Source organism: Ralstonia sp. RRA (genome assembly GCF_037023145.1).
Lineage (GTDB): Bacteria > Pseudomonadota > Gammaproteobacteria > Burkholderiales > Burkholderiaceae > Ralstonia.
In genome coordinates, this window is the sequence record NZ_CP146092.1 from 638,224 (window position 1) to 664,534 (window position 26,311).

Below are 26,311 nucleotides of genomic sequence, written 5' to 3' on the forward strand. Positions count from 1 at the left end.
TCAGCGTCATTTTAAAAATTCTGAAAATCAATTAACCGCGAGGAATCGATGCATATTAAGTCTCTTAGGGTAAAGAACTTCAGAGCGCTAGAGGATATCGAGGTTGATTTTGATAATCGTGTAAACGTGATTGTTGGCCCTAACGCGATTGGTAAAACAACGGTGTTGGAGGCCATTCGCCTTGTAAAGGCTTTGCTTAGTCCTCGGACTCAGAATGAGAGTATGCAGGCGCTTTTTGCAATCGGTGCCGCGTCTCCCCATTTGCCACAGCAACTTACTATTTCCGCGCTCGCTAGGAATCAGGGCAATCCTGTCGTCATTGCGGTGCGGTTCGAGCTGAGTGCTAATGAAATAGCTTGGTTGGAGGCTTCGGTTCAACAAGTTTGTAGAGGGATCGTCCAAGTTCGCATGGGGCAAGCCTTTGCAAATCAGATAACGTTGGTAGGCTTCCTTAGTACCCCACAAGGGACTGCAGCGCTGGAGTCAACTCGCGTAGAAGTAGAGGGGGCGATATCTCAACTGAAAAATGAGAATAATCAGTGCAGGATTGAATTAATGGTCTCAGCAGAAGCTGGCGTGCAGGCGACTGATAATTCAGTTTGGCCAGCTTTACTGGCTATGTTGGACCAAAGGCACCCCCCTGGGCTTGCTAGTTTTAGCTATTTCCCAGCAGATCGAGCGCTTCCTCAAGGGGAGCAACCAGTTCAACTTGGTGCCGCCGACGCACAGGCCCAATTGGAGTCGCACTTTTCACAGCCTCAAACAAAATATGCTCGTCTAAAAAATACCATATTTACTGCAATGTTGATGAGCAATGATGGTCGCGGTAAATTAGTTGAAGAGTTTGAGCGAATATTTTCTGGAATACTTAAAGGCCGGAAATTGAGTGGCTTTGGGTTGAATCATATCGGTCTGCTTTCAATTATTGTGGAAGACACGGAGACGGGGCGAACGTTTGAGATTGATGGGATGAGTAGTGGGGAGAAGGGATTGATTCTTACCTTTCTACTCATTGAGCGGTCGGTGGCCCAGGACGGTCTGATATTGCTTGATGAGCCCGAGCTCCATCTCAATCCGGCGGTATGTAAGGATCTATTGTCTTTTCTTGTTGATGCTTATGCTGTAAGGAAGAATTTGCAGGTATTTGTATGCTCCCATTCACCTGAAATACTTGCTGGTGCCTTTGATAGTGACGAGTGCTCTTTATATCATTTGGAATCTGAATCAATGCTGACAAAAGTAAGGCGCCAAGATCATTCCGTTATCGCAGAGGCTCTTCGTCGATTGGGGACTTCTGAGAGTGAAGGGTTGCTTTACCAGGGTACGGTTTTTGTCGAGGGGGTCGACGATAGTGCCGTATTGGAGGCAGGGTTCTCGTCAATCTTGCGAAGATACAAGATTAAGGACCTTGGGGGACGCAGAGAGGTCGAAAAAGAAATTAATCAACTTCAGAGCGCAGAGAGAAATGGGATGAATCTAGCGCCGCGATATTTTATATTTGATCGCGACGAGATGCCCACCGGATTGCGTAGTTCGAGATTTGTCAAAGTCTTGCAGTGGGAGCGCCGGTGCTTGGAAAACTACCTGCTAGATTTTGATGTGCTGGCCGATTTATTAATGAATGGGGATGTTGTAAAGAGTCCGCTCACGAGCGTAGGTGAAGTGCAGAAAACACTTAAGGATCTAGCGCTGGCGCAAATCGATGATCTTGTCGCCAAGCAGGTGTACCTTGGGTATCGCTATATTGACCCAGGCGTGCGTGCTAACGAAATCCAAGGAAAAGAAATAGCAGCTATTGCTGACACGTTGGCTGCTCGTTTGCTCGATATAAAACAACAGTTCCTTGATATCGAAAGGGATGTTTGGAAGGATAATTTTGTGCATCAGTGTAATGAGATGCGCGAGCGTCTGCGGGCGGAATGGAATTTGAAGTGGGTGACAGAATGCGACGGTAAGCGATTATTCAGTGACCTTTGCCAAAAAGTTCAGCCGAAAAGTGGGCCAAAAAAATTCAAGAGTCGCGTTATTACGGAGATGAGGCTGAAGCCATCGGAAAATTGGAGGACGATGGGTGGTTTAATTACTGATTTGTTATCGAAGGCGGATGCGGAGGGGAGGGCGTAAGATGGTTTGTGATTCTCTTTTTCTGACACTGTGGCTTATTAGAAATAGGGATGTTTATTAAAAACATAAAATATTCGTCGCTTTCTGCCGTGGCTATTGACTTGCCATATTGCTTTGTCAATTGCTAAAATCCCTCCGCTGCGCAAACAAGCGCTGCCGGGACTGCAATCCCGAACCGGAAATATCCCGCAAAGCCTCTCAAGGTTTTGCGGCTGCTGTCGTTCGCCCCAATGGGCGGGCCCGGCAGGGAGGGCTTCGGCCCTGCCGATCTTTGGTATTTCCTTCGGTATTGCAGACCTTGTCGTGTGCCCGCCCACCCTCACCGGTGGGTGGCTCCCCACTCAATCAGCAGAGGGCAAGACAATGGATCAACCGACCCAAGCCGTACCCATCCCACGCGGGCATCGCCCCGCACGTTCTCTTCTCACCCGCATCGCGCAACGCCCTCCCTCCGGAGGCGCCCGATGAGCCTTGAAACCAAACGCGACTATCTGCAAGGCGCCCTGAGCGCGCGAGATTTTCTGCGCCGCACGCAGGCGGGCCTGAAGCTGCATCGCCAGTTCGAGCCCAAGACGCTGCGCTGGGAATACCAGCTCCACATCCAAGACAAGCCCGCCGAATATCAGGCCGGGTTTCTGGATGCGATTGGCGCGTACATGCTGACCACGCTGGAGGGCGTGCTGGTTGACCTGTACCGGTGGGAAATCCTGCGCGTGCTGGAGAGCGCGGATCAGCAGAAATAGAAATAAAAGAACAGTAGTGAACGCGACCTCGGGACGGGCGGGGTGGCGGCAGGCCGCACCATCCCTTGCTTCACCCAATATTCCACTGCGGCGCAATCGCCAGCAGTTGCCCCCGAAGCTGTTCAATCTCGTTGGAAAAACCAAGCGCCAGCGCGCTTTCCACCGTGGGCGTGCCGGCCAGTTGGTTCACCGCTCCGGTGTTGACCACGCGGGGGTGTGCCAAGCGTGCCACCGTGCCGAACCGCAGCGCCCGCGACATGCCGATCAGTGCGTCGCGGATGCGCCGGTCCCCCACGCGGGACAGCACATCAGCGGCCGGCTCGCCCGATGGCCCCCGCGTGGCATTGAGCAGCTCCAGCGTGCTGATGCAGATGCGCAGGCTGCGCTGGATGTTCTCCAGCCGCTCCAGGGGCACGTCGATCTCTTTGGACACCGAGGGCATGAGCGAGCGCAGTTGCACAAGCAGCGTGTTGAGCTTGCCGAGGTGCTGGCTGCGGTAGGCGCCGGTGGGCGCGCCGGCTTGGCCGAGGCTGGCATACGCCCTGGCGCATTCACGCAGCGCATCGGCCAGCCGGTAACGCCACGAGTAGGTGGCATACAGCGGCAGCGCAAACGAGAACAGCAGCGCAATCGCAATCCCGATCAGCACGTTGAGCGTGCGCCACGCGCCGTCGAGCAGATTGTTGTCACCATGCCCGACCACGATGACCAGCGTGATGGCGGCCAGCAGCGCGATATAGCCGCCCTTGCCGATGGCGTGATAGGCGCAGATGCCGCAGGCAAGGGCCGTGAGCGCGTACGTGAGCGGCAGGTGGCCGAGCCAGGTCTGCTGCACGATGATCAACAGGCCTGCCGTTGCGCCGATCAGGGTGCCCCAGGCCCGCTCGGCCGCGCGCTTGCGGATGTTGCCGTGGTGCTGCAGGCCGGCAATGACGATCAGCAGCGAGATGGTGGCCCATTCCCCATGCCGCCAGCCCAGGCCCGATGTGACGGCAATGGACAGCAGCACGCCCAGGCCGACCCGCGTGCCATGGATATACCGCGCATGGCGATAGCGCCGATGCGGGTCGCGCGCCAGCCGGAGTACGGAGAGGAGGGGAGCAGGAAGTTTCAAGGTGCGCGGCGCACGGATGGAAATCGACATAGACGAGATCGTTGCAGATTCTGGGGCGCGCCGTGTGCAAGACGTGCACGCAATGGGCGCCACCTTGGTGCCGATGTTTCAGCGTGGTGCAAAATCGCGGCGAAACATCGGGTTTCCCCTAGGTATTGCACGAAGCCTGCCATGTGCCAAGTGCCTGCGTGGTGGCATTATTTTTGCCCAAGCGCTTCAGAGAGCCCATGGCACGGCCGTTTAAGTGGGTCGTAGCCCGATAGTCGATCCTTGGGGATGCCCAGGATTGCGCCGATCCACCTCGTAGAAAGTCGAGCCGTATGACTACGCAAGCGCTATCGCCCTGGCTCAGGTTGTTGGCCGCCGCAGAGCGAATCGACCGGGGGCCGTATTTCATTGCCATTCGGCGCGGGCTGGCGTTGTCGTTGCCGCTCATCATGGTCGGCGCGCTCGCGCTGCTCTTGCGCTACCCGCCCACCCCCGGCATGCGCCAGTTCCTCACGAGCGCATTCGGCGCGCGCCTGGACGCCTTTTGCGACAGCCTGCTGGCCGGCACCTTCGGCATTGGCGCGCTGGTCGCGCTCTATGGTTTTGCCGATGTGCTCGCGCAACTGCACAACCAGCGCGCCGGTCATCGCGTGGTCAACCCTACGGTTGCGGCGGTGGTGGTGGTGTCGTGCTTCTTTACGCTCGTGGCACCGGGCGCAGATGCGTCATTGATGGCGTCGCTCTCGCTCGGGCAGGGGTTGTTTGGCGCCTTGCTGGTTGCGTCGTTGGGCGGCAGCCTGTTTTTGAAGCTGTGCGGCGTCCGCTGTTTGCGCATTCCGTCCAGTCATTTGAGCAACGACCTCCTTGTTGGGGATGTGCTGGCCGTGATGCCGGCCGGCATGCTGACGATTCTCGCGTTCGCTGTCCTCAAGGTCACCTTGATGTGGGCGGGGTGGTCGAGCCTCATGGTGGCATTGAACGCGCTGCTGGCCGCACCGTCTTCGAGCCTGTCCAACAATCTGCTGTTTGGCATCGGCTACGAGACCGCCGCGCAAGCGCTGTGGCTCTTGGGCATTCATGGGCCGAACGCGCTGTATACCGTGCAGCAATACGTACTGGAGCCGGCAGCGCAGGCCAATGTGGTGGCGGTTGCCGGCGGTGGCCAGCCTCAGTTCATCTTCACCTACGACTTCTTCTCTGCGTTTGCGCGCATGGGCGGCTCGGGCGGCACGCTCAGCCTGATCCTCGCGCTGCTGCTGTCCAGCAGCACGCTGCGCGGCCGCAAGATGGCGCTCATGGTGATGCTGCCGGCGCTGTTCAACGTGAATGAGCCGTTGCTCTTCGGGCTGCCGCTGGTACTGAACCCGGTGTATGCGATTCCTTTCATCCTGGCGCCGGTCGTGCAGGTGCTCATCGCCTATGCGGCCATCATGACCGACCTGATGCCCAAGACGGGCTACAGCGTTGCGTGGACAACGCCGGCGCTCTTCAGCGGCTACGCCACCACAGGCTCGGTGGCTGGCGCGGTGGTCCAACTCATTGGCCTGGCGGCAGGCGCGCTGATCTACATCCCGTTCGTCCGCGTGGCCGACTTTCTGTCGCGCCGGCGCAGCCAGGACGCGCTCGCGTCGCTGCTCCGTATTTCGGAGTCACCCGAGGTGAACCTGAAGGGCAAACGGTGTCTCGACCTTCCGGGCGACGAGGGCCGCATGGCGGTGGCGCTGGCAAGCGACCTGGAAGATGCCATCAAGAAAGAGGAGCAGATCTTTCTGGAATTCCAGCCGCAGGTGGATTGCCAAACCGGGCGCGTCTTCGGCGCCGAGGCGCTGCTGCGGTGGCAGCATCCGGTGCTGGGGCGCGTGGCGCCGCCCATCGTCATCGCGCTGGCCGATGACATCGGTCAGATTGATCGCCTCGGCCTGCGCATCCTGTCGCTCGCCTGCCACCAGAGAGCCGCCTGGCGCGATGTGTTGCCGGACGATTTCGTGATCGCTGTCAATCTATCGCCCCGGCAGTTGCTGGACCGCGCGTTCCACCAGAAGGTGATCGACATCCTGCACAGCGAGGGTTTGTCGCCAGCGCTGCTCGAACTGGAGATTACGGAGTCCACGATGCTGCTGCCCGACGTCCATGCCATCGATAACCTGAAACGGCTTCGAGAGGCCGGGGTCAAGGTCGCGCTGGATGATTTTGGGATGGGCCATACGTCGCTGCACTACTTGCGCGAGCTGCCGCTGGACACCGTCAAGATCGATCGCTCCCTGGCCGATGTCAGTGCGGGCAGCGTCAACGAACACATCGTCCGCAGCATTGCCAGCCTCAGCCGCACGCTCAATCTTTCCACGGTGGTGGAGGGCGTCGAGACCGAGCAGCAGCTCAAGCGCCTATCGGCCCTGGGTTGCGATCGGTTCCAGGGCTACTTCTTCAGCCGTCCGCTGGCTGCGAACGTCTGCCAGCAGTTTGTGCTCGATGCCGGCCAACGGCCCTTGGCGTATCCGCTTTGAGCAGAGGGCGAGACAATGGATCAACCAACCCAGGCCGTACCCATCCCACGCGGGCATTGCCCCGCACGTTCTCTTCTCACCCGCATCGCGCAACACCCTCCCTCCGGACGCGCCCGATGAGCCTTGAAACCAAACGCGACTATCTGCAAGGCGCCCTGAGCGGCCGAGATTTTCTGCGCCGCACGCAGGCGGGTCTGAGGCTGCATCGCCAGTTCGAGCCCAAGACGCTGCGCTGGGAATACCAGCTCCACATCCAAGACAAGCCCGCCGAATGCCAGGCTGGGTTTCTGGATGCGATTGGCGCATACGTGCTGACCACGCTGGAGGGCGTGCTGGTCGACCTGTACCGGTGGGAAATCCTGCGCGTGCTGGAACGCGCAAATCGGCAGAAGTAAAAGAACCGCAGTGAACGTGACCCCGAGACGGGCGGGGGAGCTTATGTGCCTGCGTGATACGGCGTTCTCTACTTACGCTTGCCTAAGAGGAGCGCACGTAGTTCTTCAACGCGCAGTTGAGGATCGGCTCGATGCAACATGCGGTGGCAATTCGAGCACACGAGTGCAAGATCGCTTGCCCGGGTCTTTTCCTTGCCTTTGAGTTGATGCACTGGAATGCGGTGGTGCGCCTCAATAAAGCCGTCACCGACTGAGCCGTACGTCGCTGTGAAGTCGAAAGAACACACTTCGCATTCCAGCTTGCCGGTCTCCTTCAGTCGACTCTCTTTGAGACGTCTAGGGAGTTTCCGATCCCTCTCTAAATGTCTGTGAAGCTTGAACGACTCGCTTCCCTCGGGAAATGCGGATTCATCGTCTTCAAGCGTGATGTCGGGGCTGGAGGATGCGATAGAGCCCAGCGGTGCCAGAACGGGAGACGGATGAGGGGTGTGTGTTCCGTCGAAGTAGTGCCCCAGTGAACATCCGGGGTGGCCGATTCGATGTTCTGCATGTGCTCGCGGAATGCCTCTTGGGCCAGCAGTGTGTAATCGCACAGCGCCATAGCATTCAGGGCATCGCACGATCGCCTCGGGTCTTGCGAGGGCATACGTCACGGTTACTGTCCGCCAGCCGTTCGCTCCCCAAAGCTCGCATTGGTATCCGTCCTCACGCAAGCTGCCTGGACGCTGAGCTAGTAAGGCAATGATGCTCTCTGCTTGCTCCTGATTGCGTAAGCGCTCCATGGTCTGGCGAGGAGCATGTCCGCCGACAGATGCCACCGTTACTGCATCCTTTACGTCTCTGACGTAATGCACCCAGTTCACGCCTCGTTCGTGGCGATGGTCTGAGAGGGAATTCGACGGTAGGGAAGGGTGTAGCCGGTATGTATCGATGTCTTGGACGTGGCCGGCTCCTACAAATCCCCGCCCGTTAACAAAGGCTAGAACCCAGTCCCCCTCATTCATTTTCTTCAGTATTGCGGCACCCTTGTCCTCGGGGTTCCCTTCGAAGCCTGCCGTAATTACGCCACGCTTGATGTTCTGAGTCCACCAATCTGAAACTGCTGGCTTGCCTATATTGAAAACGTAGTAATCCACTTGCCCTCCAGATAATTTCTTCTTTGAGCTTCCACGCTACAGATGCTGGCGTGCAAGGTGGTACAGCACCGCTATGTGTTGTGGGTCCAGAAAAGTTATTACTGCGCCGGGTGGGACGCAATCCTCCATTTTGAGAGGAGGTGCTACGGAAGCGTCAGGGGTATTCACCACAGCTCACGACAACTCCTCCTGGGTGAGGCCAAATCGGTGACGTGACTGGGCTGACGGATGGCATCGGCTTCCCGCTCTCCAGCGCACTACCGCGCCACCTTCCTCAGCACGTAGTACTGATGCCGCCCACTGCGCTCGGCAATATCAAAGAGATAGCCTCCCTCCGGAACCACCATCGTCGCGAACGAGGCCGGCAGGGTGCCGGAATTCACAGGGTCTGGGTTGGCCTGCCGCTGCAGTGAAAAGAAGTTGATCTCGCGGATGTCCGCATCGCACTGCACGGCGGTGTAGCGGTGGTTCTCGGTGTACCACCCGCGACAGTCCGATCCGTTCAACGCCGTGGCGCCGGTCTTAGGGCTCGTCATCACAAGGCTCAGTTGATCCGTGCCGTCTTGCTTGCCGACGACCACCTGCACGTAGCCGCGGCCATCGTCGTTACGGCTGTCCGCCACCTCGTATGACCCGGCGAGTTCGTTGGCGGCCGCGTGCAATGCAGCGCTCTGTTCCGCGCGGCTGCGAGGGTCTTGATAGGTCATGCACCCAGCGATCAACGCCGTGGCGCAGAGCAATGCGATGTTGCGAACGAGCATGGTCGAGAGCGTTTCGTGGCGGGCAAGCTCCACCGCCGGGTTCAGAACCCCAAACGCCGAGCTTGGAGCTTGGCGCACGGAGCAAAAAGCATCATTCACCGAGCTTTGACCTGCGCAGTGCCTGAGCCAACAGCGCCTTATAGATTTGTGTGCAGAAACTCCACGACCTCATGCTCGATCTGGCGATGCACCGCCGTACGGTCCACCCCGGGGGCATCCTCACAAACCGCCGCCGCACTGGCTGCAATTGCCGCTGGGCACGGGTCAACAAAAACGAAGTGGTTGCCCGGCACAACATGCACCGCAGGTGGGGCGGCCAGGCCGGACGCAACCGCAAGCGCGTTTCGTGCAGCGCCGAGATAGCGATCGTCTTGCGGTCGATAGAGCATGGTCGGTATGCGCACGGCAGACAAACCAGATGCGTCAAACAGCATGGCCAGTGGGTCCATCAGCACCAAGGCTTTCAGGCGATGATCGGCGGGCGGCTGCCAGGCAAGCAGTTCAGCGGGGACTGCCGCTTTGCCTTGGGTGCCCTGTGCGTGAGTGCCGGCTGCCGGTTGCGGGCATGATCCCGGATCATCGTGGTTTGCGCAGTACGCACTGGCGTATGCAAAGTCGGGTTTCGCCCCCGCCAGGATCAGCGCGGTGTAGCCACCGGCCGAGTATCCGATCATGCCAATTCGACTGGTATCGGCGCGTGTGGAGAACCGTGGATCGGCAAGAACGGTATTGAGCGCGGCCTCCGCTTGTCGGGGGCGATCCATCAGAATCTGTGCCTGGGACTGCGCTCGGGGGAGGCCAGAAGCATCGCCAACATGCGTTGGCAAGACGACGATCAATCCGGCCCGAGCCAGCGCTGCCGCCAATTCACGGTGGCTGAACGGGCTACCGGCTCGGCCGTGTGAAATCAGTACGACGGGGAAGCGCTCGTCGGGTGCGGGGGCGGCATCGCGTGTTGCCTCGATCGTGAAGGGACCCGCTTGCCATGGCACCTCACGCGCATGCGTGGGGTAGAAGACCACCGTGTCGAACGTAGCAGCCCCATCTGCCACCGTGAGGCGAACGACGCCCGCGGTGAATGCGGCCGGCTCCGCCAGCGCGGGGCACGTGCATACGATTGCCATCACAAGGGGCACTATCCAACGCATGTCATCACTCCTGGCTGGCCAGAATGCGCGGCGAGATTATCAGAGCGCTCGGGCATGTTTGATGACCGATGGGTGTCGTTTGTCGATCGCCTGTTAACCCCCAAAACGGTGTGCGCTGCTGCAACTGCTCAATCCACACCCTCAATGCATACCTAACCCCGGTACTTCCCGACAAAGTGCTCGCACTTGCCAACGCGCCTCAAGTTGGCCGCCCATTGGTACAGCGCTTCAACAAGACCCTTGTTCACCGTCACCGGTTGATCATCCACGCGGCCAAGCAGTGCCGCTTGCTCCTGATAGGGCTTCTCAAGCAGGAGCCGAATCTGGCCGCCGCCACTCAGCGTCAGATAGATCGCTTCCCGTGGCTCGAACTGGGGCGAGAACGTGGCGTGGCGCAAGCCCGCGCTGTCAATGGCCTCCGCAAGCTTGGCAATGAGCGCCGTGTCTTCGGTGGTGTATTCGCAGCCAGCTTGCTTCAGGCGGTCTTCGTCCATGGCTCTGAGCGGCCACAAGCCGGGGTCGGTCAGGTACAGCGTGGCGGCCGTCGCCTTGTGCATCCGTGCGCTTAGCCCGTCGAGTGCCCAGTAGTCGTGGTTGGCCTTGATAACAGGCTCCGTGCTGGCCAGCTCGGTTGTGGTCTGCGCGAATGCTGGCTGGCTCATGGCGCAAGCGCAGGCGAAGGCCAGAGAGATGATCTTTTGCATCAAGTTTCGCCCCCCGAAACGTGCAATGTTGTCGTGCCGTGGATCTTAGACCGACGGCGTGAAAGATTGGGTTACGGACTCACAACCTCCCAATCTGCAGCCACTGCACGGAGGGGTGTTCTCCGGGCACCGTCTCCGGAAGCACGATATGCGCCAGTCGCAAACCGCGTGCGGAATTGGCCAACCACACCACCGCATCCCGAGTCGCGCGGTTGCCGACCACGTAAGCGCGAAACCCGGGGCTGTGCCCCCAGTGGAAGAAGCACTGCTGCGCGGGTTCTAACCCCCAGCCTAAGCCCCACGCAACGTGCGGGTTGGGTGGATTGGCACCCGCCAAGTCTTCTGCGTTGTCGCCCTGGCGCACCTGCACCGCAGGTGAAAACCACTGCGCGTGAGAATGGCTGGAGAGTCCTTCCGCACGCAGCACGGCGCGGACAAAGCGCACGTAGTCCGATGCGGTGGTCAGCAGCGACCACGATGCCTGCGCGGCTTCCACACGGCGCTTGGGCACGGGTTCCCCCTCCCACTCGTGCCCCTGGGCGTGATTGGCGGCAAAGCGGTCTTGCCATTCCAGGCTTGAGTGCGCCATGCCAAGCGGTGCAAAAACCCGCTCCCGGGCCAGCGCCTCTAGCGGGCGATCTGCCACGGTCTGCATCGCGCGCTGTAGCCAGGCGAATGCGCTGCTGCCATAGCTGAAACGTTCACCCGGCGCGAAGTAGGTCTGCAACGGCGCGGCTTCCCGCACGATGTTGGGCAGCCCGCTGGTGTGCGTCAGCACGTGCCGGCTCGTGATGCGGTGGGCGCGGGTGTCGTTGGGCACGTATTCGCCGCAGAGGTCCAGCAGCGGTACGTCCAGGTCCAGCAACCCTTCGTCAACAAGCTGCAGGGCGATGAAGGACACCAGCGGCTTGGTGAGTGAGGCGGCCTCGAACACGGTCTGCGCGTCGACTGGACTTGGGTCGTGCGTGCCTCGAATCCCGAAGTAGCGTTCCGTGATGACGTTGCCCGATCGCAGGGTTGCGATCGACACGCCGGGGATGCTGCCGGCAGCCGTCGTTGCTTCGAGCCATGCGTCCAGGGTGGTCATTGCTGAGCCGGGGTTCTTGGGGGCGGGGGCGTGCATTGTCGTTACGCCAGATGCTCGGCAAAGAACGCCGACAGCCGTGCATCGCGAACCATCGTGGCCTCTGCAGACAGGATGTGGTCCTCGCCGGGGAATGCCAACAGCTCGGCAATGCGGCCCCCGGTGGCATACCGGTCGGCAAGTCGCCAGCTCATGGCGGAAGACCACGTGGTGTCGTTCTCGGCGGCACTGATGAGCAGCGGGCCGGGGTACTGCTCAATCTCGATGGGCTGCGTCGGGAGCAGGGTTTCCGATGTGCCCTTCCACGTCCACGCGCGTCGTGCCGGGTCCCACGCTTGCCAGCCTGGGTCACCGGGGTCTCGCCATTCTTTAGCGTTGAACGCGCCACAGATGACGTCGGGCGCGGCATGGACTGCAACCGCGTCAGGCGCGCGCATCGCGCCGTCGGTGGCCATCAACACCGCGAGCAACAGCGCGTGCTCGGCGCCGCGTGATGCGCCGTAAGCCCCGACCTTGCCGGTCGTTCTTGGGCGGCGGCGCAATGCATCCAACGCGGCGGCGGTTCTGTCGATGGGTACGTTCTCGATCTGGCCCGCGTTCCAGCCATTCCCGCCCACGCTGTACCCAAACGGCAGTGCCGCAATACCCCTGGCAGCAAAGCCGGCGGCTTGCAGGTGGGCAAAGCCGGACCACGCACCTTCCGACCCGTGCAGCACCAGCACATGGGGCACGCGGGCATTTCCAGGGGGCTCGTAGAGGCGGCCAAGGCCGGGGAGGTCCACTATCATGAACGGCTGCGCTGCCATGAGATCGCCGGCGTTGTTGGGCGGTTGCAAGTGGGCCTCCCTATCTATTGGACATTGGATTGAAGCAATCGTGACCGATACGACCGATACGCTCGCGCGATTCTGCTGCCAGCCTGTGTCGATGTCACGCCCCACGTGAGTCCAACATGCACCCACCCTATCCAGGCAGTTGCCTGTGCGGCAGCGTCAAGTACCAGCGCATTGCCGATCCGCTCACGTTCTACGTCTGCCATTGCACCATGTGCCAGCGCCGGACTGGCGGTGCGGCACTCCCGGTAATGTGGGTCCGGCGTACGGATCTGGAGATTCTGGAAGGTCACGCACCGCTTGCCGAGTTCGACCTCGGCAACGGCCACACCCGGCGCGCCCGCATCTGCCCGCGTTGCGACACGCGCCTATGGGCCGAGCCGCTGGATAAACCGGATATCGCCCTGCTCAGGCCCGGCACGCTGGAGCATCAGCAAGCCTTCGCGCCCATCGCGCACGTGTACACGCGCAGCAAGCAGCCGTGGTTTCTCATCCCGCCTGAGGTGGCGCAGTTTGAGACGTATCCGGCAGAGCAGGGGGAGTTGGTGCGGTTGTGGCGGGTGGCTAGGGGGCTGGGCTAGGCCCTACTGCTGTGATCCATGCCAACGCGTTGTGTATCCAACGCACGGGGGATGACGCTGGGCGCGCGCCCGTGCTAAAAGCGTTGCCATTTCTCACACCGCGTTCCGCACAGGATCAACAAACACGATGAAGTCAGTCAACGCATTACTCGTGGTCGTATTGCTGGCCGGATGTGCCTCCGCTGTCGAGGAACGCATATCGAACAACTACATGGCGCAAGGGGCAGCAGCTCAAGCGCGCGGCGACTGGGATACCGCACGCCGGGCCTATGCACGCGCAAGCGTCAATGCTGATCAGGCTGGGTTGCCTGCCGGCCGCAGAGGGATCCTGCACTACGAGTACGGACGCTCACTGGGCGTGACGTGCTTCTTTGATCAGTCAGAGCACGAGCTCAATGCCGCCTATGAACTCGACAAGCAGGCAGGTCAACCGCTGTATCTGTCCTTGGTCGAACTGGCCAGGTTGAGCCTGGATCAGAAGAAGTTCGCGCAGTCTGTGGAGTACTTTGAGCGCGCGTTGCCTGAGCTCGACAAGGACGGGGCTGCGTCCAGAGCACCGGCTGGCTATGCCGATATTCTGGATGAGTACGCCAAAGCCCTGGCGGGTGCAGGAAATGCCGTCGAATCGAAGATTCAGGTGAATCGCGCGGCAACGCTCCGGGTGGAGAGGCCAAGCAAGCGCTCCATCACAGATCGCACGCCGTACGGCAAGTACTGTACGCCGGCGTAAGCCGATGATTGAAGGCATGCAACAAGAGAATCACCCATGCGGCGCCACACCACAGTCCGGATTGCCATTTACGCGCTGACCTTGTCGGCGGCGCTTTCCCTGGTTTCAATTGCGACCTACCTCATCGGGTACCGGGGCGAATGGGAGCAGGTGTTTGCCGCCTATCCGGCCAAGCAGCGTTGGTTGTGGGCGGTTGCATTGCTATGGTCGCTTGCCGCGTTGGTTGCTGGCGCTGCGTTGCTGCGCAGGCTTGCATGGGGGCGCACGCTCTATGTATCGGCCGCGGTTGTTGCCATGATTGCGTACTTCGTGCTCCAGCCTTGGGTGTTGGCACTGAGCGCTGTGCCCGTGCTCGCGGCGACAAGCGCAATCTTGCTGAGTCGCTTGGGCACCCGCTATTTGACGGACGCGCCGGCTGTGTCTGCGATGCCTCCCAAGCGCACCTTCTTTGCCATCGCCCTCCTGGCGGTATCCGCCATCGTGTTCACCATCAGCTATCAGGGCGTCACGCTGCGGCTTGGGTGGATGCTTACGGTGTTCCACCGGCCAGGGGTGTCGTTTCTTGGCGCGCTGCTCGGGCTAGTGATAGGGGCGGGCATGATGCCCAAGGACAAACGGGCCTGGGGCTTCGGCATGGGGTTGATGGTGTCGGTTGTGATCATGGCTGCCACTGTACTGGGGTACCTGCCGTATGCGTCGCCGTTGGTCCATCTGCTCGGGCCGGGCTACCGTGAATACGTCATCGACCTTAAGGTGATCAACACGATGCAGGTTCTGTTCGGTCTGCTTGCTGTGTGGATGCTGCGCAAGGATCGGGTCATCGAACCAAAACAGCCAAAGCCGCCAGAGCCGACGAAGCCACTTTCCTGGCCGGACTACCGCTGAGCGCAGCACACATGTGCTTGCGACATCGTCCATCTGCCGATCACGAACTGAATCTATGCTGAAGCCCCGTTCTTCCTACATTGCGTCCGGCACTGGTGTGATTGCCGCCGCCGCGCTGTGCGGGTTGGCCCTGTCTGCCAATGCCGATATGAAAAGCGCTGAACAGGCGATGCAACAACAGCGTTACGGCGATGCCATGGCCGAACTCAAACCACTTGCCGAGCATGGAGACGCACGTGCTCAGGCAAGCCTGGGCACGCTGATGATGTATGGCCTCGGCATGCCGCGAGACGATAAGGCCGCACTGGAGACGTTCACTAAGCTGGCGAAAACGAACCCCGCGTTGGGTGACAACGGGCTGGCTGGGTTCTATGTGCTGCGGCAACCTGGTCCGGAGGGCTACGCAAAGGCGCTGGCGTTGTACCGCAAGCACGCTCAGGAGGGCGATGCCATGTCGCAGTACGGGCTTGGCACGATGTATCTGTATGGGTACGGCGTACCCGTCGACTATGTGCAGGCAGCGTACTGGTATGAGCGATCGGCCAATCAGCGCAACGTGTGCGCATTGAGCGGGCTCGCCTACCTGTATGACGCTGGGCTCGGGGTCGAGCGTGATGGGGCCAGGGCCGTGAGCCTGTATCAACAGGCGCTCGATGGCGGCATGGCGTTGGCGGGGTACAACTTGGGGGGGCTGTACGAGAGCGGCCGCAGCGTGCCAGCGGACCCGCGGCGAGCACTTGCCTTGTACGAGAAGGCTGCCGCGCAAGGCATCGTCTATGCCCAGACCCGCATCGGCGTCATGTACCGGGATGGGCGGGGCGTCCAGGCGGACGTTGTGAAAGCGCAGACGTTGTTGAGCAAGGCCGCTGACCTGGGAGACCCGAACGCCTACGTCGAACTTGGCAACATGGCGTATACGGGCGCCGACGGAAAGCAGGACTACGCTGTGGCCATGAACTGGTACGCCAAGGCGGCGCAGGCCGGTGCGTCAGCCGGGGAGGCCGGCATCGGTATGCTGTACGAGTACGGCCACGGGGTCCCTAAGGACGACGCAAAAGCCTTCGAATGGCTCAAGCGGGCCGCCGAACACGGTAACGCGGACGGCCAGCGTGACCTGGGCGTGTTTTATCTGACGGGGCGTGCAACAGCCAAGGACAGCACCACGGGCATGCGCTTGCTGCTCAATGCCGCAGAGCAAGGCGATTTGAGTGCGAGAAGCATTGCCGGTCGGGTCTATCTGGGTGGCAAGTACGTTCCTGCGGACTATCCGGCGGCAATCAAATGGTTGCGCTTGGCCGCCGTTGCCGGCGATGTGAAAGCCCAGTACAGCCTGGGTACGGCGTACTACGACGGCAAAGGCGTCAAAGAGGATGCTCGCCTTGGCTACGCATGGCAGTCAGTGTCTGCCGCACACGGATATGACTTCGCAAAGCAGCACTATGCAGACAGCGAAATCTCTTTCTCGTACGACGCGCTTCAACAGGCGAAGATTGTCGCCTTCAAATGGACGGTCGGGCAGGATCTGAAATTGGATACGGACCCGCCGGGCTATGTGGGGCTGGGCATCTTCAACCTGAATGCGCCATTTACGCCGGGCAAGTAAAGCCCGGCTTCGCAGCATCCATTACCACCCAATGGTGGTATCGATTTGAAGAACTGACTGAACAAGGAAGAAAACAAATGACTCCACAGCAAGTGGTTGGGATGGCGGTGCGATTGTTCGCCATTTGGCTCGTCGTGATTGCTTTTCAACTATACGGTTTGGCGCGGGCCACCGTGTACATGGCGCCGGACAAGACAAGTGCTTCGATGATCTACGGTGGGGTTGTCTTGGCGCTGATTCTGGCGGTTGTGTTGTGGCTGTTCCCAATGCTGGTTGCCCACAAAATCGTTCCGCGTACGCACCACACCAATACGTTGCGTATGCCAGCACGTGAGGCAACCGCCGCGGCCTCGGCCATCCTTGGTCTATGGGTGTTGATCGGGGCGTTGCCCCAGGTGATGGGGATTTCCGGAATCTCGATTGTGGGAGGCGGATCACATGCTGTGATTGCGTACTTCTCACAAGAGCCAGGGCGTCTGGCGCAGTTCACTGCATCCGGCTTCCAATGTGTCCTGGGCTTGCTTCTTTTGCTGAAGCCGTGGTGGGTGGCGAGTAAGGTGTTTACTCAACCTGCAACGGAACAGGAGGGCACCTGATTCGGGTTGGCGCCGCGCTCGCCCGAGTGTGATCGCCAATTTGCCGGAGCCGTGCAATCGGCTCCGACTTACACCGCCACCACCCCTCGCCCCAACTGCGCAGGCACCGGCACCACCACCACCCGGTTCCCCCCATCCCCCTTGGCCATCTGCAGCGCACTGTCCGCCACCTTGGTGAGCACCTGCGGCAACACGCCTTCCTGCGCCCATCCGCTCGCTACCCCCACGCTCACGGTCACGTGGTCTGCCACGCTGGAGCTTGCGTGCGGAATGGCCAGCGCGGCCACGGCGTCGCACAGGTGCTGCGCGGTCTTCGCTGCCGTTGCCATGTCGATGTTCGGTAGCACCACAGCAAACGCATCGCCGTTGTAGCGGGTGGCCAGGTCGCTTTCGCGCTGCATCTGTTTGGCCAGGCATTGCGCAACGGCGGTCAGGCATCGGTCGCCCAGGCTCGGGCCGTACCACTCGTTGTAGTCTTTGAAGGCGTCGATATCGACGGTCAGCAGCGACAGCGGCGCCTCCCAGTGCGCACCGTGCCGCCAGGCTTCGTTCAGGGCGGTTTCAAAGGCACGGCGGTTGGGGATGCCGGTGAGCGGGTCGGTGGCGGCCAGTCGTTTGAGTTCTGCGCGGGCGGAGGCCAGGCGCGAGTGCAGGACGCTGTTCTCGATCAGTAGCAGCAACAGGACGAAGCTCGCGCCCAGCAACCCGAACGCGCGCCCGACATAGAAGCCGAGGTCGTAGCGCCCGGCGTTGAGCACGGCGCTGAGCGCAACGTCGCAAAGCCACACGCACAGCACCACCATCAGCCAGACGTCGATGGTCAGGTGCGGCTTGCTACGCCACAGCACGGCCAGAGCGACCATGCAGATCAGCCATGTCGTGCCGGCCACCGCCATTTGTGCGGGTCCATAACGATTGCCCACCATGAAGGCCGGTAGCAGGTGTTCGCCCGCTGTGGCCAGTGCCACGCACGCGGCGGAGGCTGCCAGCACGGCAGTGATGACGAACAGGACGGTCCCGCGCGTGAGCGGGGTTTCGATATACCGATCGGGCTCCCGGTCTTCACGCACTTTCAGCAGGGCATACACGATCACGAACAACGGAAAGCCCGCATGCCAGAACATGTAGATCCAGGCGGTGCTTTGCGGCCCTGCGCCCAGCAGGCCACCGTGTGCAAACAGCCCAGGGAACGACAGCAGGTGGCCGACGGCAGTGGTTGCCGTAAACAGGTAGCCGCTGGCCAGCGCCAGCATGGCGCGTGAACGTGTGATGGCAAATTGCCCGAACAGCAGGACGGCTGTAATCAGGTCATTGAGAATGAGCGCTGATTCGTACGTGGGGATGAACGAGGGCAACTGTGCCAACTGCACCTTGGCAAATGGCAGAGCAGAGATGAAGACCACCAGCGACAGCAGGGCCACTGCCTGTGCTGTCAGATAGGTCCTTCGCCCCGGAGACAGGCTCAGCAACAAGCCCGGCTGCACTTCAAGATGTGCCGATCTCAAAATGGCCCCCTTGCAGCGGTGACTGCGTCACTCGTCTTGTTGTATCGCGCGGCTATCGCTGTGTGGGGGTGTCTGTTCCCCCAAGAGCCTTGCGTGTCGTCGATTCCCACTTATCGGTGATAGTCACGCGGGTGGCCGATGTCAACGCACAACGTGATGCACGCGCAAAGCGCGCGGGGGCGGGGGTATGATGCGTCGCACCAGCGACACACCCATCCAGCCCGCTCTCGGAGTCGACCACCTTGCGTCGTGCCCAACACCCTCTGCAGGGGATCGCTTTTCTGATTGCAGCGGTCGCGTTCTTTGCCGCGTTCGACACACTCACCAAATATGTCAGCACCACCGTGCCGGTGGCCATGGCGCTCTGGTTCCGCTACCTGTTCCAAACGGTCACGACGGGCGTGACGCTGCTGCCCAGCAGAGGGCGCTCCTTGCTGCGTACGCGCCGGCCCTGGCTGCAGGTGCTGCGCGGGGTGCTGTTGCTGTCGGTCAGCCTGTTTGCGTTTCTGAGCCTGCGGCAGATGCCGGTGGGCGAGGTGACGGCCATCGTGATGCTGACCCCGCTGGTCATCACCCTGGTGGCGGCCCTGCTGCTGGGCGAGCAGGTCTCCGCCGTGCGCTGGGTGTTCATGGCGGGTGGGTTTCTTGGCGCCATGATGGTGCTCCGGCCCGGCGGCGGCACCTTTGGCTGGAGCATGCTGCTGCCGTTGGGGCTGGTGGCTGCCAATACCGGCTTCCAGATTGTCACCAGCCGGCTGGCCGACGTGGATGAGGCAGGCACCACCCATTTCTATACGGGCGCCGTCGGCACGCTGTGCCTGACCTTTGCGCTGCCGTTCGGCTGGCAGGCGCTGGGGTGGACGTGGTGGCTGCTGCTGATCCTGATGGGTGTCGTCAGTTCGGCGGGCCATGCCCTGCTCATCCTGGCGTACACCCGTGCGCCGGTGGCAATGCTCACGCCTTACCTGTACATGCAGATCGGCTTTGCCATGATTGGCGGCTGGCTGGTCTTCTCGCATGTGCCGGATGGCTGGGCGGTGGCGGGCATCCTGGCCATTGCGATGTGCGGGGCGGCGGGCACCTGGGTGGCGGCGCGGGAGCGGCGCATGGCGATGGCGCTGTCGTCCGCTGCATCGCCGGCATCGTCGGGCGGCTAGCGCCACGCGCATATGCGAACGACGTATATGCACATGCCCGGCCACGGGATGCGCATATAGCCAATCGATCGTTCGCGCCCACGGGGCACGTGACTATCCTTGCCGCTTTCGTCGAGGATCACCATGCCGTCTCCCGCATTTCAGATCGTCCCGCGCGCGCTTGCCGCGCTGCTGCTGCCGCTGTGGATTGCGGTGGCCACACCGGCGCAGGCCCAGAGCCCGACGCCCGTTCTCGACCAGATTCGCCAGTCCGGCACCATCACCCTGGGGTACCGCGAGGGCGCGGTGCCGTTCTCGTTTTCTGACGCCAAGGGCCAGCCCGCTGGCTATGCCGTGGACCTGTGCCTGCGCGCGGCCGAAGCGGCGCAGCGCCGCCTCAATCTGCCGGAGTTGAAAGTACGCTGGTTGCCGCTGACCGCGCAAAGCCGCGTGCCGGCGGTGGTCAATGGGCTCGTCGCCATTGATTGCGCGCCCAACACCATTACGGCCGAGCGCAAGAAGCAGGTGGATTTCAGCCTGGCGTACTACGTCTCGGCAGTGCGCATGCTGGTGCGTACGGATTCGGGCATCCAGTCGTTTGACGACATGCGCGGCAAGACCGTGGTGACAAGTGCCGGTTCCACCAGCGATCGCCACGTGCGCCGCCTCAAGGATCAGTACGGCTATCGCGAGGTCTACGCCAAGGACCACGTTGAATCGTTCCTGATGCTCGACACGGGGCGTGCGCAGGCGTTCGTGCTTGACGATGTGGTGCTCTATGGCCTGCGCGCCAACGCAAAGACGCCGGCGCAGTACGAGGTGGTCGGCCCCACGCTGTCGGTGGAGCGGAACGCGCTGATGTTGTCCAAAGCGGATGCGCAATGGAAGGCGTTGGTCGACCAGACACTGGCCGCGCTGTTCGCCAGCCCAGATGTGCTTGCGCTGCAGAAGCGCTGGTTCCAGCAGCCGATTGGCGCGCGCGGCATTGTTCTGGGTTTGACACCGTCGCCGGAAGTGCTGGCCGCCTGGAAGCACCCGTCGGACGAGGCGGTTGAGTGACCGCAGTTGCCGCAACAGCCTCCGTGTTGCCAGATTGGAGCGATGTGGAGGCGGCCAACGCACGCCTGGCTGGCCATGCGCTGCGCACCCCGGTACTGCGTTCCCCCGAGATGGATGCCTGGGTTGGGGCGCAGGTCTACTTCAAGTGCGAGAACCTGCAGCGCACCGGGGCGTTCAAGTTTCGGGGCGCGTTCAACGCGCTGGCGCGCTTTGACGCCGGGCAGCGCAAGCGTGGCGCGGTGGCGTTTTCGGGTGGTAACCATGCGCTGGGCATGGCCCTGGCCGGGCAGATTCTTGGCATCCCGGTCACCGTGGTGATGCCGCACGATGCCCAGGCCAGCAAGGTGGATGCGGCGCGGCGTTGTGGTGCGCAGATCGTTTTCTACGACCGGCGCACCGACGACCGGGAAGCCATCACGCGCGCGTTGTCTGAGGCGCACGGTCTGACGCTCATTCCGCCCTATGACCATGCCGACGTCATTGCCGGCCAGGCCACCGTCACGCGCGAGCTGATCGAGGAGGTGGGGCCGCTGGAAGCCATCTTTGCGAGCCAGGGCGGTGGTGGGCTGCTCGGCGGCGCAACGCTGGTGACCGCTGCGCTGGCGCCGGCCTGCAAGGTGTATGGGGCAGAGCCGGTGGCGGGCAACCACGGCCGGCAGTCATTGCAAGCCGGCCACATCGTGCATATCGACCCGCCAGACACGATAGCGGACGGTGCGCGCGCACAGCATCTCGGTGCGCTGACGTTCGCGCTATTGCAGCGCGGGGTGACGGAGATCGTTTCCGTGGAAGACGCGATGCTGGTGGCGTGCATGCGCCGCTTTGCGCAGGCCATGAAGCTGGTGGTGGAGCCGACGGCCTGCCTTGGCCTGGCCGCGGCCCGCTACGCCGGATTGCCCATCAAGGGGACGCGCATTGGCGTGATCGTGACGGGCGGCAACATTGATCTGCCGCGTTACCTCCGGCTGCTGCAGGAAGCTTAGGCACTGCAGCTGCGTCAAGCGATGCAGGACAGCCGCTCCCGCATCGTGTGCAGGATGTTGCGCCAATGTGAGTAGATCAAAAAGTGGCCCCCATCCTCCACCTCGTGGAGGTGTGCGCCCGGAATGCGCTGGACCAGCGCGCGTGCTGCGTTGATGGACACATGCCAATCCAGCGCGCCGTGAAAGAACTCGACCGGCATCGCAAAGTGGCGGCCGTCGACCTGCCAGCCGTGCACGTTCAGTAGTGTTTCGACCACAAAATGCTGGCCGCCGTGTTTGACGCCGGCCAGTAATTCTTGCGCGTAGTTCTCGCGAAATGCGGCTTGCCGGAAGACTTGCTGGTCGACGTCCGGCATGGCTTTCAAAATGGATTCGATATAGCGGTAGACATCCTTGCGGATGCTGCGCACCACCACGTGCAGCAGCGGCGGCAGCAGGTTCGGCATGTAGCGCGCCACCATGAGCGCCATGCGGAAGTGCGCCGAGTAGGCCTTGATGTCGTCCACGCGTTCGATCGGGGGTGTGGCCGCCACGATGAACATGGCGCTCACGCGCTCGGGCATCGCCTGTGCGGTGGCAAAGGCATAGGGCATGCCGGCGGAGTACCCCAGCACGGCAAAACGATCGAGCTTGAGATGGTCGGCCAGCGCCTGCACGTCGGCCGGCCAGTCGGCCACTTTGCGCCCGGGCATCGGGTCGGAGTCGCCCGTGCCCGGCCGCTCGGGAATGATGAGGCGGATCGACGCCTCACGCAGCAGTGCATCGTCCGGATGCCGCAAGTGCCGCGAGCAAGACAGGCCATGCATCTGGATCACGGGCAACCCATCCGGGTCCCCGCTGTCTGACCACGCCAGCGTGCGGCCATCGGGCAGGACCATGCGGCCATCTCCTGCAGATGTGGGGGGTGCGGGTGTGGCGTGCTTGCCCAGCGGCAAGCGGTTGGGTTGGCCGCCGCCCTGGTCCAGCCACAGCGGCGTTGACCAGATGGCCTGCACCAGCTCCGGTTGGCGGCGTACGCCCACCTTGGCAAAGATGGCCTTCAGCTGCGTCTTGGCGGTGTTGGTGGTGGTGCCCAGATCCTGCGCGGATTCTTCCAGCGTGAGCCCGCGCACCAGCCGCTGGGCAAGCCGTGCTTCTGCGGCAGTCAGGCCGAACAGTTCGCGCAGGCCGCCTTCGGGCACCAGCGGCACATCAGCGCTCGCCACCCACAGCATCGCCAGCGGGGTGCTCCCGTTGGTTGGCTGCAGCTTGCTGACGAGCACGGACAGCGGTCCGGCAGCCTGCTCCAGCCGGAATGCCGTGCGGGTGCCTGCGTGTGCGGCGGCCGAGGCCACCGATGCCATTTCACGCAGCGCATCTTCCAACAGCTTTCTCGGGCGGGATTCCATGCGCCCGGCAACCAGTACCAGGCCGTCGTTGTTGTCCAGGATCAGCCGCAGCGCGCGGTTCATGCTGACTACCGCGCCGGTGTCTTCCACCAGCGCCACGCCCACCGGCAGGCGGTCCAATACGGAGTCACTGATCTGGCGATGCGTTTCTGCATCGGCCTGGGTTTGGCGCATGTCCCACGCGCGCACGAAATGCGGCGCGAGTAGTTGGAACACCTGCTGTTCCGCCGCGCTGGCAGTGCTTGGCAGCGGGCTGCTGGTGTCGCCAAACCAGCTGGCGACGATGGCATCGGTCTCTGCGGTTGAGACGGGCCGTGCGTCGTGCGCGCCGCTCTGCATCAGGAAGTCGGCCATGGCCTGCAGCAGGCTGGGCCACAGGTCGTCGTCGCTGGCGGCGCCGTAGATCAGGCCAATGAGCCTGGAAAGCGTTTCCGCCGGAATATCCACTGTCTCGCGCATCGGCGCCTCCCGCGTGGCATGACCCACACCCAGCAATACCCATACCGAGCGCCGATCATGACACGGCCCTGGCAAGTAACGCATACCCCGATCGGGTGATGCATCTTTGTGGTGCGCCGTCCACCATGAGCCTCGACGGCAAGCAAACGGAACACACGACAGGGTCAGGGGAGGCCACATGACGAATTTGCTGGTGGGCGGTGCCACGCCCAGCACTCAAGTGCCGCCGCGCGGTGGGTGGCCAATACCCGCGTGGGGCGACTCGTCCGTCACGCACATGCTTCGTTTGTTGGAAGACGCGTTCTCTGCCATGGATGAGGCGGTGCTGCTGTTGTCGGAAGACGGCGCGGTCGTGCATGCATCCGCATTGGCCAGGTCATTGCTCGACAACCGGTGTGGCCTGCGGGTCCGGCACGACAGGCTCTGGCACCCGAGCCTGTCGGTGCTGGATCACCTGGCCAAGGTGATGGCGACCACCTTGCACACCGGGCATCGCGCAAAGATGACGGTCTCACTCGCCTGGGGTGAGACCCTGAGCCTGGACATGGCCCCCGCCAATCCCCTGCTGTTTCCGTCGGACGCGCCGCTCGTCTTCGTGCGGATGCGCCGCAACAGCGCGCTCAAGCAGGCCGATGCCGACAACCTGATCACCGCGTTCGAGATCACGAAAACCGAGGCGAAGGTGCTGGCAGGGCTGGTGGCCGGCCTGGCACCGTCAGAACTTGCTGCGCAGAACGGCGTGTCGGAGCACACCGTGCGATCGCACATCGCCAGCATGAAAGCGAAGATGTGCTGCAACCGGATCGTGGATCTGGTGAAGCTGGCGGTGCTGGCGTAGGGCTGACGCAGGTGCCGGTCAGCCCCCTGCATGCGGCGTGATGTTTGCGTGGAATCACCTGTACATGTGATCCCTCACTCTCTTGCTTGGGTCGCCAACCTTTCGGTCAGCCGCGCGTGACGCCACGTTTTTCCGCACCGAATGAATCTCGGCAGGGTGTCATCAGCAGCGCCAACCAAGGACCCCTCAGAAGTCGGGGGTGTACCTGTGTGGATCAGGCGCCCGCTCGGTGGTTACCCCAGTTCGGTCGAAGTTGTCTCCGCCGCGAGACAGGCGGCACTTGCTTGACCCGCGTGCCATCCAGTACAACCACGCAGTGTGGCGCGAAGCTCCGCCGACGTTGGCACGGACGGACTGGGGCAGCACGCGCAACTTGGCGTACGTAGAGAAAAAAAGCGTTGGAGTCGGACATGTGGGGTGGTGAGGGGGTGGTTCACCGGTTGAGTGAAGAAAAGCGCAGAACCTTGGTGAAGCTGACAGCGTTGTCGCTCTCGCCCTGGCTGTCGTGGGATGCGCTAGCCGCAGCCGAGCTTGTGCCCAGGCTGGCGCTGGTGATCGGCAACGGCACCTACCCCGGTGGTGCGAGGCTGGGGAACCCGACCAACGACGCCACCTCGATCGCGCAGGCGCTGCGGCAGCTCAAGTTTGACGTGAACCTGAAGACGGATTGCACGCGCCAGGACATGGACAGCGCCGTGCGCGCGTTCTGCGCAGAAGTGGCCCGTCAGAAGGCGGTGGCGCTGTTCTACTTTGCGGGCCACGGCATGCAGATCGACTGGCGCAACTACTTGCTGCCGGTCGACATCAAGCTGGCAAGCGCGGGCGACGTGCAGCGTCAGACAATGGATGTCGCGACGCTCATGGACGGCCTGGGCAAGGCTGGGGGGCCGATGAACATCGTCATCCTGGATGCCTGCCGAGACAACCCATTCGGCGTGTCGAACAAAACGGGCGCAGGACTGAGCCAGATGGACGCGCCGTCGCGCACCATCCTGGCGTATGCCACTGCGCCGGGCAACGTGGCCTCAGACGGCGCGGGCACGAATGGCCTGTACACCGAGAACCTGCTGCAGGAGATGGTGCGGCCCGAAGCCCGTATTGAAGACGTATTCAAGCGCACGCGTTTGTCAGTACGGCTCAAATCGCAGGGCAAGCAGATTCCGTGGGAGAGCACGTCATTGGAAGATGACTTCTTCTTCCTGCCGCCGGCCAGGACGACCCAGCTGACGCAGGATGAGCAGGACGCCCTGTTCAAACGCGATGAAACGGATTGGGGGGCGGCACAGAAGGTCGGAACGGCACAGGCGGTGCTTGGTTACCTGCGTGCGCACCCGAACGGCCACTTCTGCGAGATCGCACAGGCCACGCTCGATCGTCTGTTGGAGAAGCAGGGCGAAAAGAAGGTCCACATTCAGACCTCTGCCGAGAACCCGTTCAGCAAGGGTAGCGCCGGGGCCGGACGCATCCGGTTGGGTGACCGCTACCGCTACCGCCACATTGATCCCCTGACGGGCGCTGAGCGGGCGTCGGTGCAGGTCGTGACCGGGATGACGGATTCCGTTGTCGAGTTCAACGACGGCCAGTTCACCACCGATCTCCTGGGCAACGGCATCAAGGATCCGGAAGGGGGGATCAACGGCGTGAACCAAATTTTTTCCAACGACTACGCCATCGGCAAGGAATGGAAGACGCGGTTTGACTTCACCTTTCCCGATGGGCGCACCGACGTTGTCGAGTTCAACTGCAAGGTCGTCGCGCGGGAGACCATCACCGTGCCGGCCGGCACATTCGACACCTTCAAGGTTGAAGCCACAGGCTGGCGGTTGTACAACCCTTCGCGGCGGACCCGTACTTATTGGATCGCACCCGACCAAGTGCCGCGTTTTATCGCACTGGAGCGTGTCAACTACAACCCCCGGGGACACATCAGGGAATCCAGCCGCCGGGAACTGCTGTCGTTCACACCGGGCCAGGGCTGAGCTGCGCCCCGCTGGCACATGCCCATCGATCGCAG

Annotated in this window: 23 protein-coding genes; 14 read left to right on the forward strand and 9 right to left on the reverse strand. The window is 61.9% G+C overall.

The annotated features are described in order from the left end of the window. The first annotated feature begins 48 nt into the window (after positions 1-48). Together V6657_RS20965 and V6657_RS20970 are read left to right on the forward strand one after the other, a co-directional pair. Positions 49-2,124, forward strand: a complete 2,076-nt coding sequence (locus V6657_RS20965; RefSeq protein WP_048933814.1) for an AAA family ATPase — start codon at positions 49-51, stop codon at positions 2,122-2,124. 464 nt (positions 2,125-2,588) lie between these two features. Continuing rightward, positions 2,589-2,867 (forward strand): hypothetical protein, encoded by a 279-nt coding sequence (locus V6657_RS20970; RefSeq protein WP_048933813.1) that lies wholly within the window; start codon positions 2,589-2,591, stop codon positions 2,865-2,867. A gap of 70 nt (positions 2,868-2,937) precedes the next feature. Here the strand turns inward: V6657_RS20970 and V6657_RS20975 are convergent, their stop codons facing one another. Beyond that, on the reverse strand, positions 2,938-4,011 hold the full coding sequence (locus tag V6657_RS20975) for an FUSC family protein (protein WP_048933812.1): 1,074 nt from the start codon (positions 4,009-4,011) through the stop codon (positions 2,938-2,940). Positions 4,012-4,301: 290 nt separating this feature from the next. On the opposite strand from V6657_RS20975, the gene V6657_RS20980 reads away from it, so the two are divergent. Both V6657_RS20980 and V6657_RS20985 read left to right on the forward strand, forming a co-directional pair. After that, entirely contained in the window at positions 4,302-6,473 is a 2,172-nt protein-coding gene (locus V6657_RS20980) for an EAL domain-containing protein (protein WP_048933811.1), read from the forward strand. Between the two features lie 116 nt (positions 6,474-6,589). Beyond that, the gene (locus V6657_RS20985; protein WP_048933810.1) at positions 6,590-6,868 is read left to right on the forward strand and encodes a hypothetical protein; all 279 of its coding nucleotides are present in this window, start codon (positions 6,590-6,592) and stop codon (positions 6,866-6,868) included. A gap of 68 nt (positions 6,869-6,936) precedes the next feature. Here V6657_RS20985 and V6657_RS20990 read toward each other — a convergent pair whose 3' ends face one another. The 6 genes from V6657_RS20990 to V6657_RS21015 all read right to left on the reverse strand — a co-directional run bounded on the left by V6657_RS20990 (position 6,937) and on the right by V6657_RS21015 (position 12,489). Beyond that, complete coding sequence (locus V6657_RS20990; RefSeq protein WP_082170200.1) at positions 6,937-8,004, reverse strand: HNH endonuclease; 1,068 nt, start codon at positions 8,002-8,004, stop codon at positions 6,937-6,939. A gap of 257 nt (positions 8,005-8,261) precedes the next feature. Beyond that, a complete protein-coding gene (locus V6657_RS20995) occupies positions 8,262-8,843 on the reverse strand; it encodes a hypothetical protein (RefSeq protein WP_137884665.1) in 582 nt (193 codons plus the stop codon). Between the two features lie 59 nt (positions 8,844-8,902). After that, positions 8,903-9,889, reverse strand: coding sequence for a dienelactone hydrolase family protein (locus V6657_RS21000; protein ID WP_248694618.1), 987 nt, complete (start codon positions 9,887-9,889; stop codon positions 8,903-8,905). Positions 9,890-10,065: 176 nt separating this feature from the next. Further along, the gene (locus V6657_RS21005; protein ID WP_053166383.1) at positions 10,066-10,617 is read right to left on the reverse strand and encodes a hypothetical protein; all 552 of its coding nucleotides are present in this window, start codon (positions 10,615-10,617) and stop codon (positions 10,066-10,068) included. Between the two features lie 79 nt (positions 10,618-10,696). Continuing rightward, positions 10,697-11,704, reverse strand: a complete 1,008-nt coding sequence (locus tag V6657_RS21010; RefSeq protein WP_048933807.1) for a serine hydrolase domain-containing protein — start codon at positions 11,702-11,704, stop codon at positions 10,697-10,699. Positions 11,705-11,745: 41 nt separating this feature from the next. Continuing rightward, positions 11,746-12,489 carry an acyl-CoA thioester hydrolase/BAAT C-terminal domain-containing protein gene (locus V6657_RS21015; protein ID WP_048933866.1) on the reverse strand — a complete coding sequence of 248 codons (744 nt, stop codon included), beginning with the start codon at positions 12,487-12,489 and terminating at the stop codon, positions 11,746-11,748. 164 nt (positions 12,490-12,653) lie between these two features. Between V6657_RS21015 and V6657_RS21020 the strand changes: the two genes are divergently transcribed. The 5 genes from V6657_RS21020 (at position 12,654) to V6657_RS21040 (ending at position 16,929) form a co-directional block, all read left to right on the forward strand. Then, on the forward strand, positions 12,654-13,115 hold the full coding sequence (locus V6657_RS21020) for a GFA family protein (RefSeq protein ID WP_048933806.1): 462 nt from the start codon (positions 12,654-12,656) through the stop codon (positions 13,113-13,115). A gap of 127 nt (positions 13,116-13,242) precedes the next feature. After that, positions 13,243-13,845: a hypothetical protein gene (locus V6657_RS21025; RefSeq protein ID WP_048933805.1), complete on the forward strand. Its 603-nt coding sequence runs from the start codon at positions 13,243-13,245 to the stop codon at positions 13,843-13,845. A gap of 36 nt (positions 13,846-13,881) precedes the next feature. Beyond that, entirely contained in the window at positions 13,882-14,730 is an 849-nt protein-coding gene (locus V6657_RS21030) for a hypothetical protein (RefSeq protein ID WP_048933804.1), read from the forward strand. 55 nt (positions 14,731-14,785) lie between these two features. Then, entirely contained in the window at positions 14,786-16,333 is a 1,548-nt protein-coding gene (locus V6657_RS21035) for a tetratricopeptide repeat protein (protein ID WP_048933803.1), read from the forward strand. A gap of 77 nt (positions 16,334-16,410) precedes the next feature. Next, a complete protein-coding gene (locus V6657_RS21040; protein WP_048933802.1) occupies positions 16,411-16,929 on the forward strand; it encodes a hypothetical protein in 519 nt (172 codons plus the stop codon). A gap of 68 nt (positions 16,930-16,997) precedes the next feature. On the opposite strand, the gene V6657_RS21045 is transcribed toward V6657_RS21040, so the two are convergent. Then, positions 16,998-18,401, reverse strand: coding sequence for a GGDEF domain-containing protein (locus V6657_RS21045; protein ID WP_248694619.1), 1,404 nt, complete (start codon positions 18,399-18,401; stop codon positions 16,998-17,000). 275 nt (positions 18,402-18,676) lie between these two features. Between V6657_RS21045 and V6657_RS21050 the strand changes: the two genes are divergently transcribed. From V6657_RS21050 to V6657_RS21060, 3 genes are all read left to right on the forward strand, one after another. After that, the gene (locus tag V6657_RS21050) at positions 18,677-19,591 is read left to right on the forward strand and encodes a DMT family transporter (RefSeq protein ID WP_048933800.1); all 915 of its coding nucleotides are present in this window, start codon (positions 18,677-18,679) and stop codon (positions 19,589-19,591) included. A gap of 123 nt (positions 19,592-19,714) precedes the next feature. Beyond that, positions 19,715-20,629 carry an amino acid ABC transporter substrate-binding protein gene (locus V6657_RS21055; protein WP_048933799.1) on the forward strand — a complete coding sequence of 305 codons (915 nt, stop codon included), beginning with the start codon at positions 19,715-19,717 and terminating at the stop codon, positions 20,627-20,629. Continuing rightward, the gene (locus V6657_RS21060; RefSeq protein WP_048933798.1) at positions 20,626-21,612 is read left to right on the forward strand and encodes a threo-3-hydroxy-L-aspartate ammonia-lyase; all 987 of its coding nucleotides are present in this window, start codon (positions 20,626-20,628) and stop codon (positions 21,610-21,612) included. The genes V6657_RS21055 and V6657_RS21060 overlap by 4 nt, the downstream gene beginning before the upstream one ends. A gap of 14 nt (positions 21,613-21,626) precedes the next feature. Here V6657_RS21060 and V6657_RS21065 read toward each other — a convergent pair whose 3' ends face one another. After that, positions 21,627-23,459 carry an alpha/beta fold hydrolase gene (locus V6657_RS21065; protein WP_053166381.1) on the reverse strand — a complete coding sequence of 611 codons (1,833 nt, stop codon included), beginning with the start codon at positions 23,457-23,459 and terminating at the stop codon, positions 21,627-21,629. A 178-nt stretch (positions 23,460-23,637) separates the two neighbouring features. On the opposite strand from V6657_RS21065, the gene V6657_RS21070 reads away from it, so the two are divergent. Further along, positions 23,638-24,297 (forward strand): LuxR C-terminal-related transcriptional regulator, encoded by a 660-nt coding sequence (locus V6657_RS21070; RefSeq protein WP_137884667.1) that lies wholly within the window; start codon positions 23,638-23,640, stop codon positions 24,295-24,297. Between the two features lie 467 nt (positions 24,298-24,764). Beyond that, positions 24,765-26,276 (forward strand): caspase family protein, encoded by a 1,512-nt coding sequence (locus V6657_RS21075; protein WP_160315290.1) that lies wholly within the window; start codon positions 24,765-24,767, stop codon positions 26,274-26,276. Positions 26,277-26,311: the final 35 nt, after the last annotated feature.

Excerpts from the sequence above, each read along its gene's own strand:
- V6657_RS20965 (WP_048933814.1), top strand. The coding sequence starts at position 49 with ATGCATATTAAGTCTCTTAGGGTAAAGAACTTCAGAGCGCTAGAGGAT.
- V6657_RS20970 (WP_048933813.1), top strand. The coding sequence starts at position 2,589 with ATGAGCCTTGAAACCAAACGCGACTATCTGCAAGGCGCCCTGAGCGCG.
- V6657_RS20975 (WP_048933812.1), bottom strand. The coding sequence starts at position 4,011 with ATGTCGATTTCCATCCGTGCGCCGCGCACCTTGAAACTTCCTGCTCCC.
- V6657_RS20980 (WP_048933811.1), top strand. The coding sequence starts at position 4,302 with ATGACTACGCAAGCGCTATCGCCCTGGCTCAGGTTGTTGGCCGCCGCA.
- V6657_RS20985 (WP_048933810.1), top strand. The coding sequence starts at position 6,590 with ATGAGCCTTGAAACCAAACGCGACTATCTGCAAGGCGCCCTGAGCGGC.
- V6657_RS21000 (WP_248694618.1), bottom strand. The coding sequence starts at position 9,889 with ATGGCAATCGTATGCACGTGCCCCGCGCTGGCGGAGCCGGCCGCATTC.
- V6657_RS21005 (WP_053166383.1), bottom strand. The coding sequence starts at position 10,617 with ATGCAAAAGATCATCTCTCTGGCCTTCGCCTGCGCTTGCGCCATGAGC.
- V6657_RS21010 (WP_048933807.1), bottom strand. The coding sequence starts at position 11,704 with ATGACCACCCTGGACGCATGGCTCGAAGCAACGACGGCTGCCGGCAGC.
- V6657_RS21015 (WP_048933866.1), bottom strand. The coding sequence starts at position 12,489 with ATGATAGTGGACCTCCCCGGCCTTGGCCGCCTCTACGAGCCCCCTGGA.
- V6657_RS21020 (WP_048933806.1), top strand. The coding sequence starts at position 12,654 with ATGCACCCACCCTATCCAGGCAGTTGCCTGTGCGGCAGCGTCAAGTAC.
- V6657_RS21025 (WP_048933805.1), top strand. The coding sequence starts at position 13,243 with ATGAAGTCAGTCAACGCATTACTCGTGGTCGTATTGCTGGCCGGATGT.
- V6657_RS21030 (WP_048933804.1), top strand. The coding sequence starts at position 13,882 with ATGCGGCGCCACACCACAGTCCGGATTGCCATTTACGCGCTGACCTTG.
- V6657_RS21035 (WP_048933803.1), top strand. The coding sequence starts at position 14,786 with ATGCTGAAGCCCCGTTCTTCCTACATTGCGTCCGGCACTGGTGTGATT.
- V6657_RS21040 (WP_048933802.1), top strand. The coding sequence starts at position 16,411 with ATGACTCCACAGCAAGTGGTTGGGATGGCGGTGCGATTGTTCGCCATT.
- V6657_RS21055 (WP_048933799.1), top strand. The coding sequence starts at position 19,715 with ATGCCGTCTCCCGCATTTCAGATCGTCCCGCGCGCGCTTGCCGCGCTG.
- V6657_RS21065 (WP_053166381.1), bottom strand. The coding sequence starts at position 23,459 with ATGCGCGAGACAGTGGATATTCCGGCGGAAACGCTTTCCAGGCTCATT.
- V6657_RS21070 (WP_137884667.1), top strand. The coding sequence starts at position 23,638 with ATGACGAATTTGCTGGTGGGCGGTGCCACGCCCAGCACTCAAGTGCCG.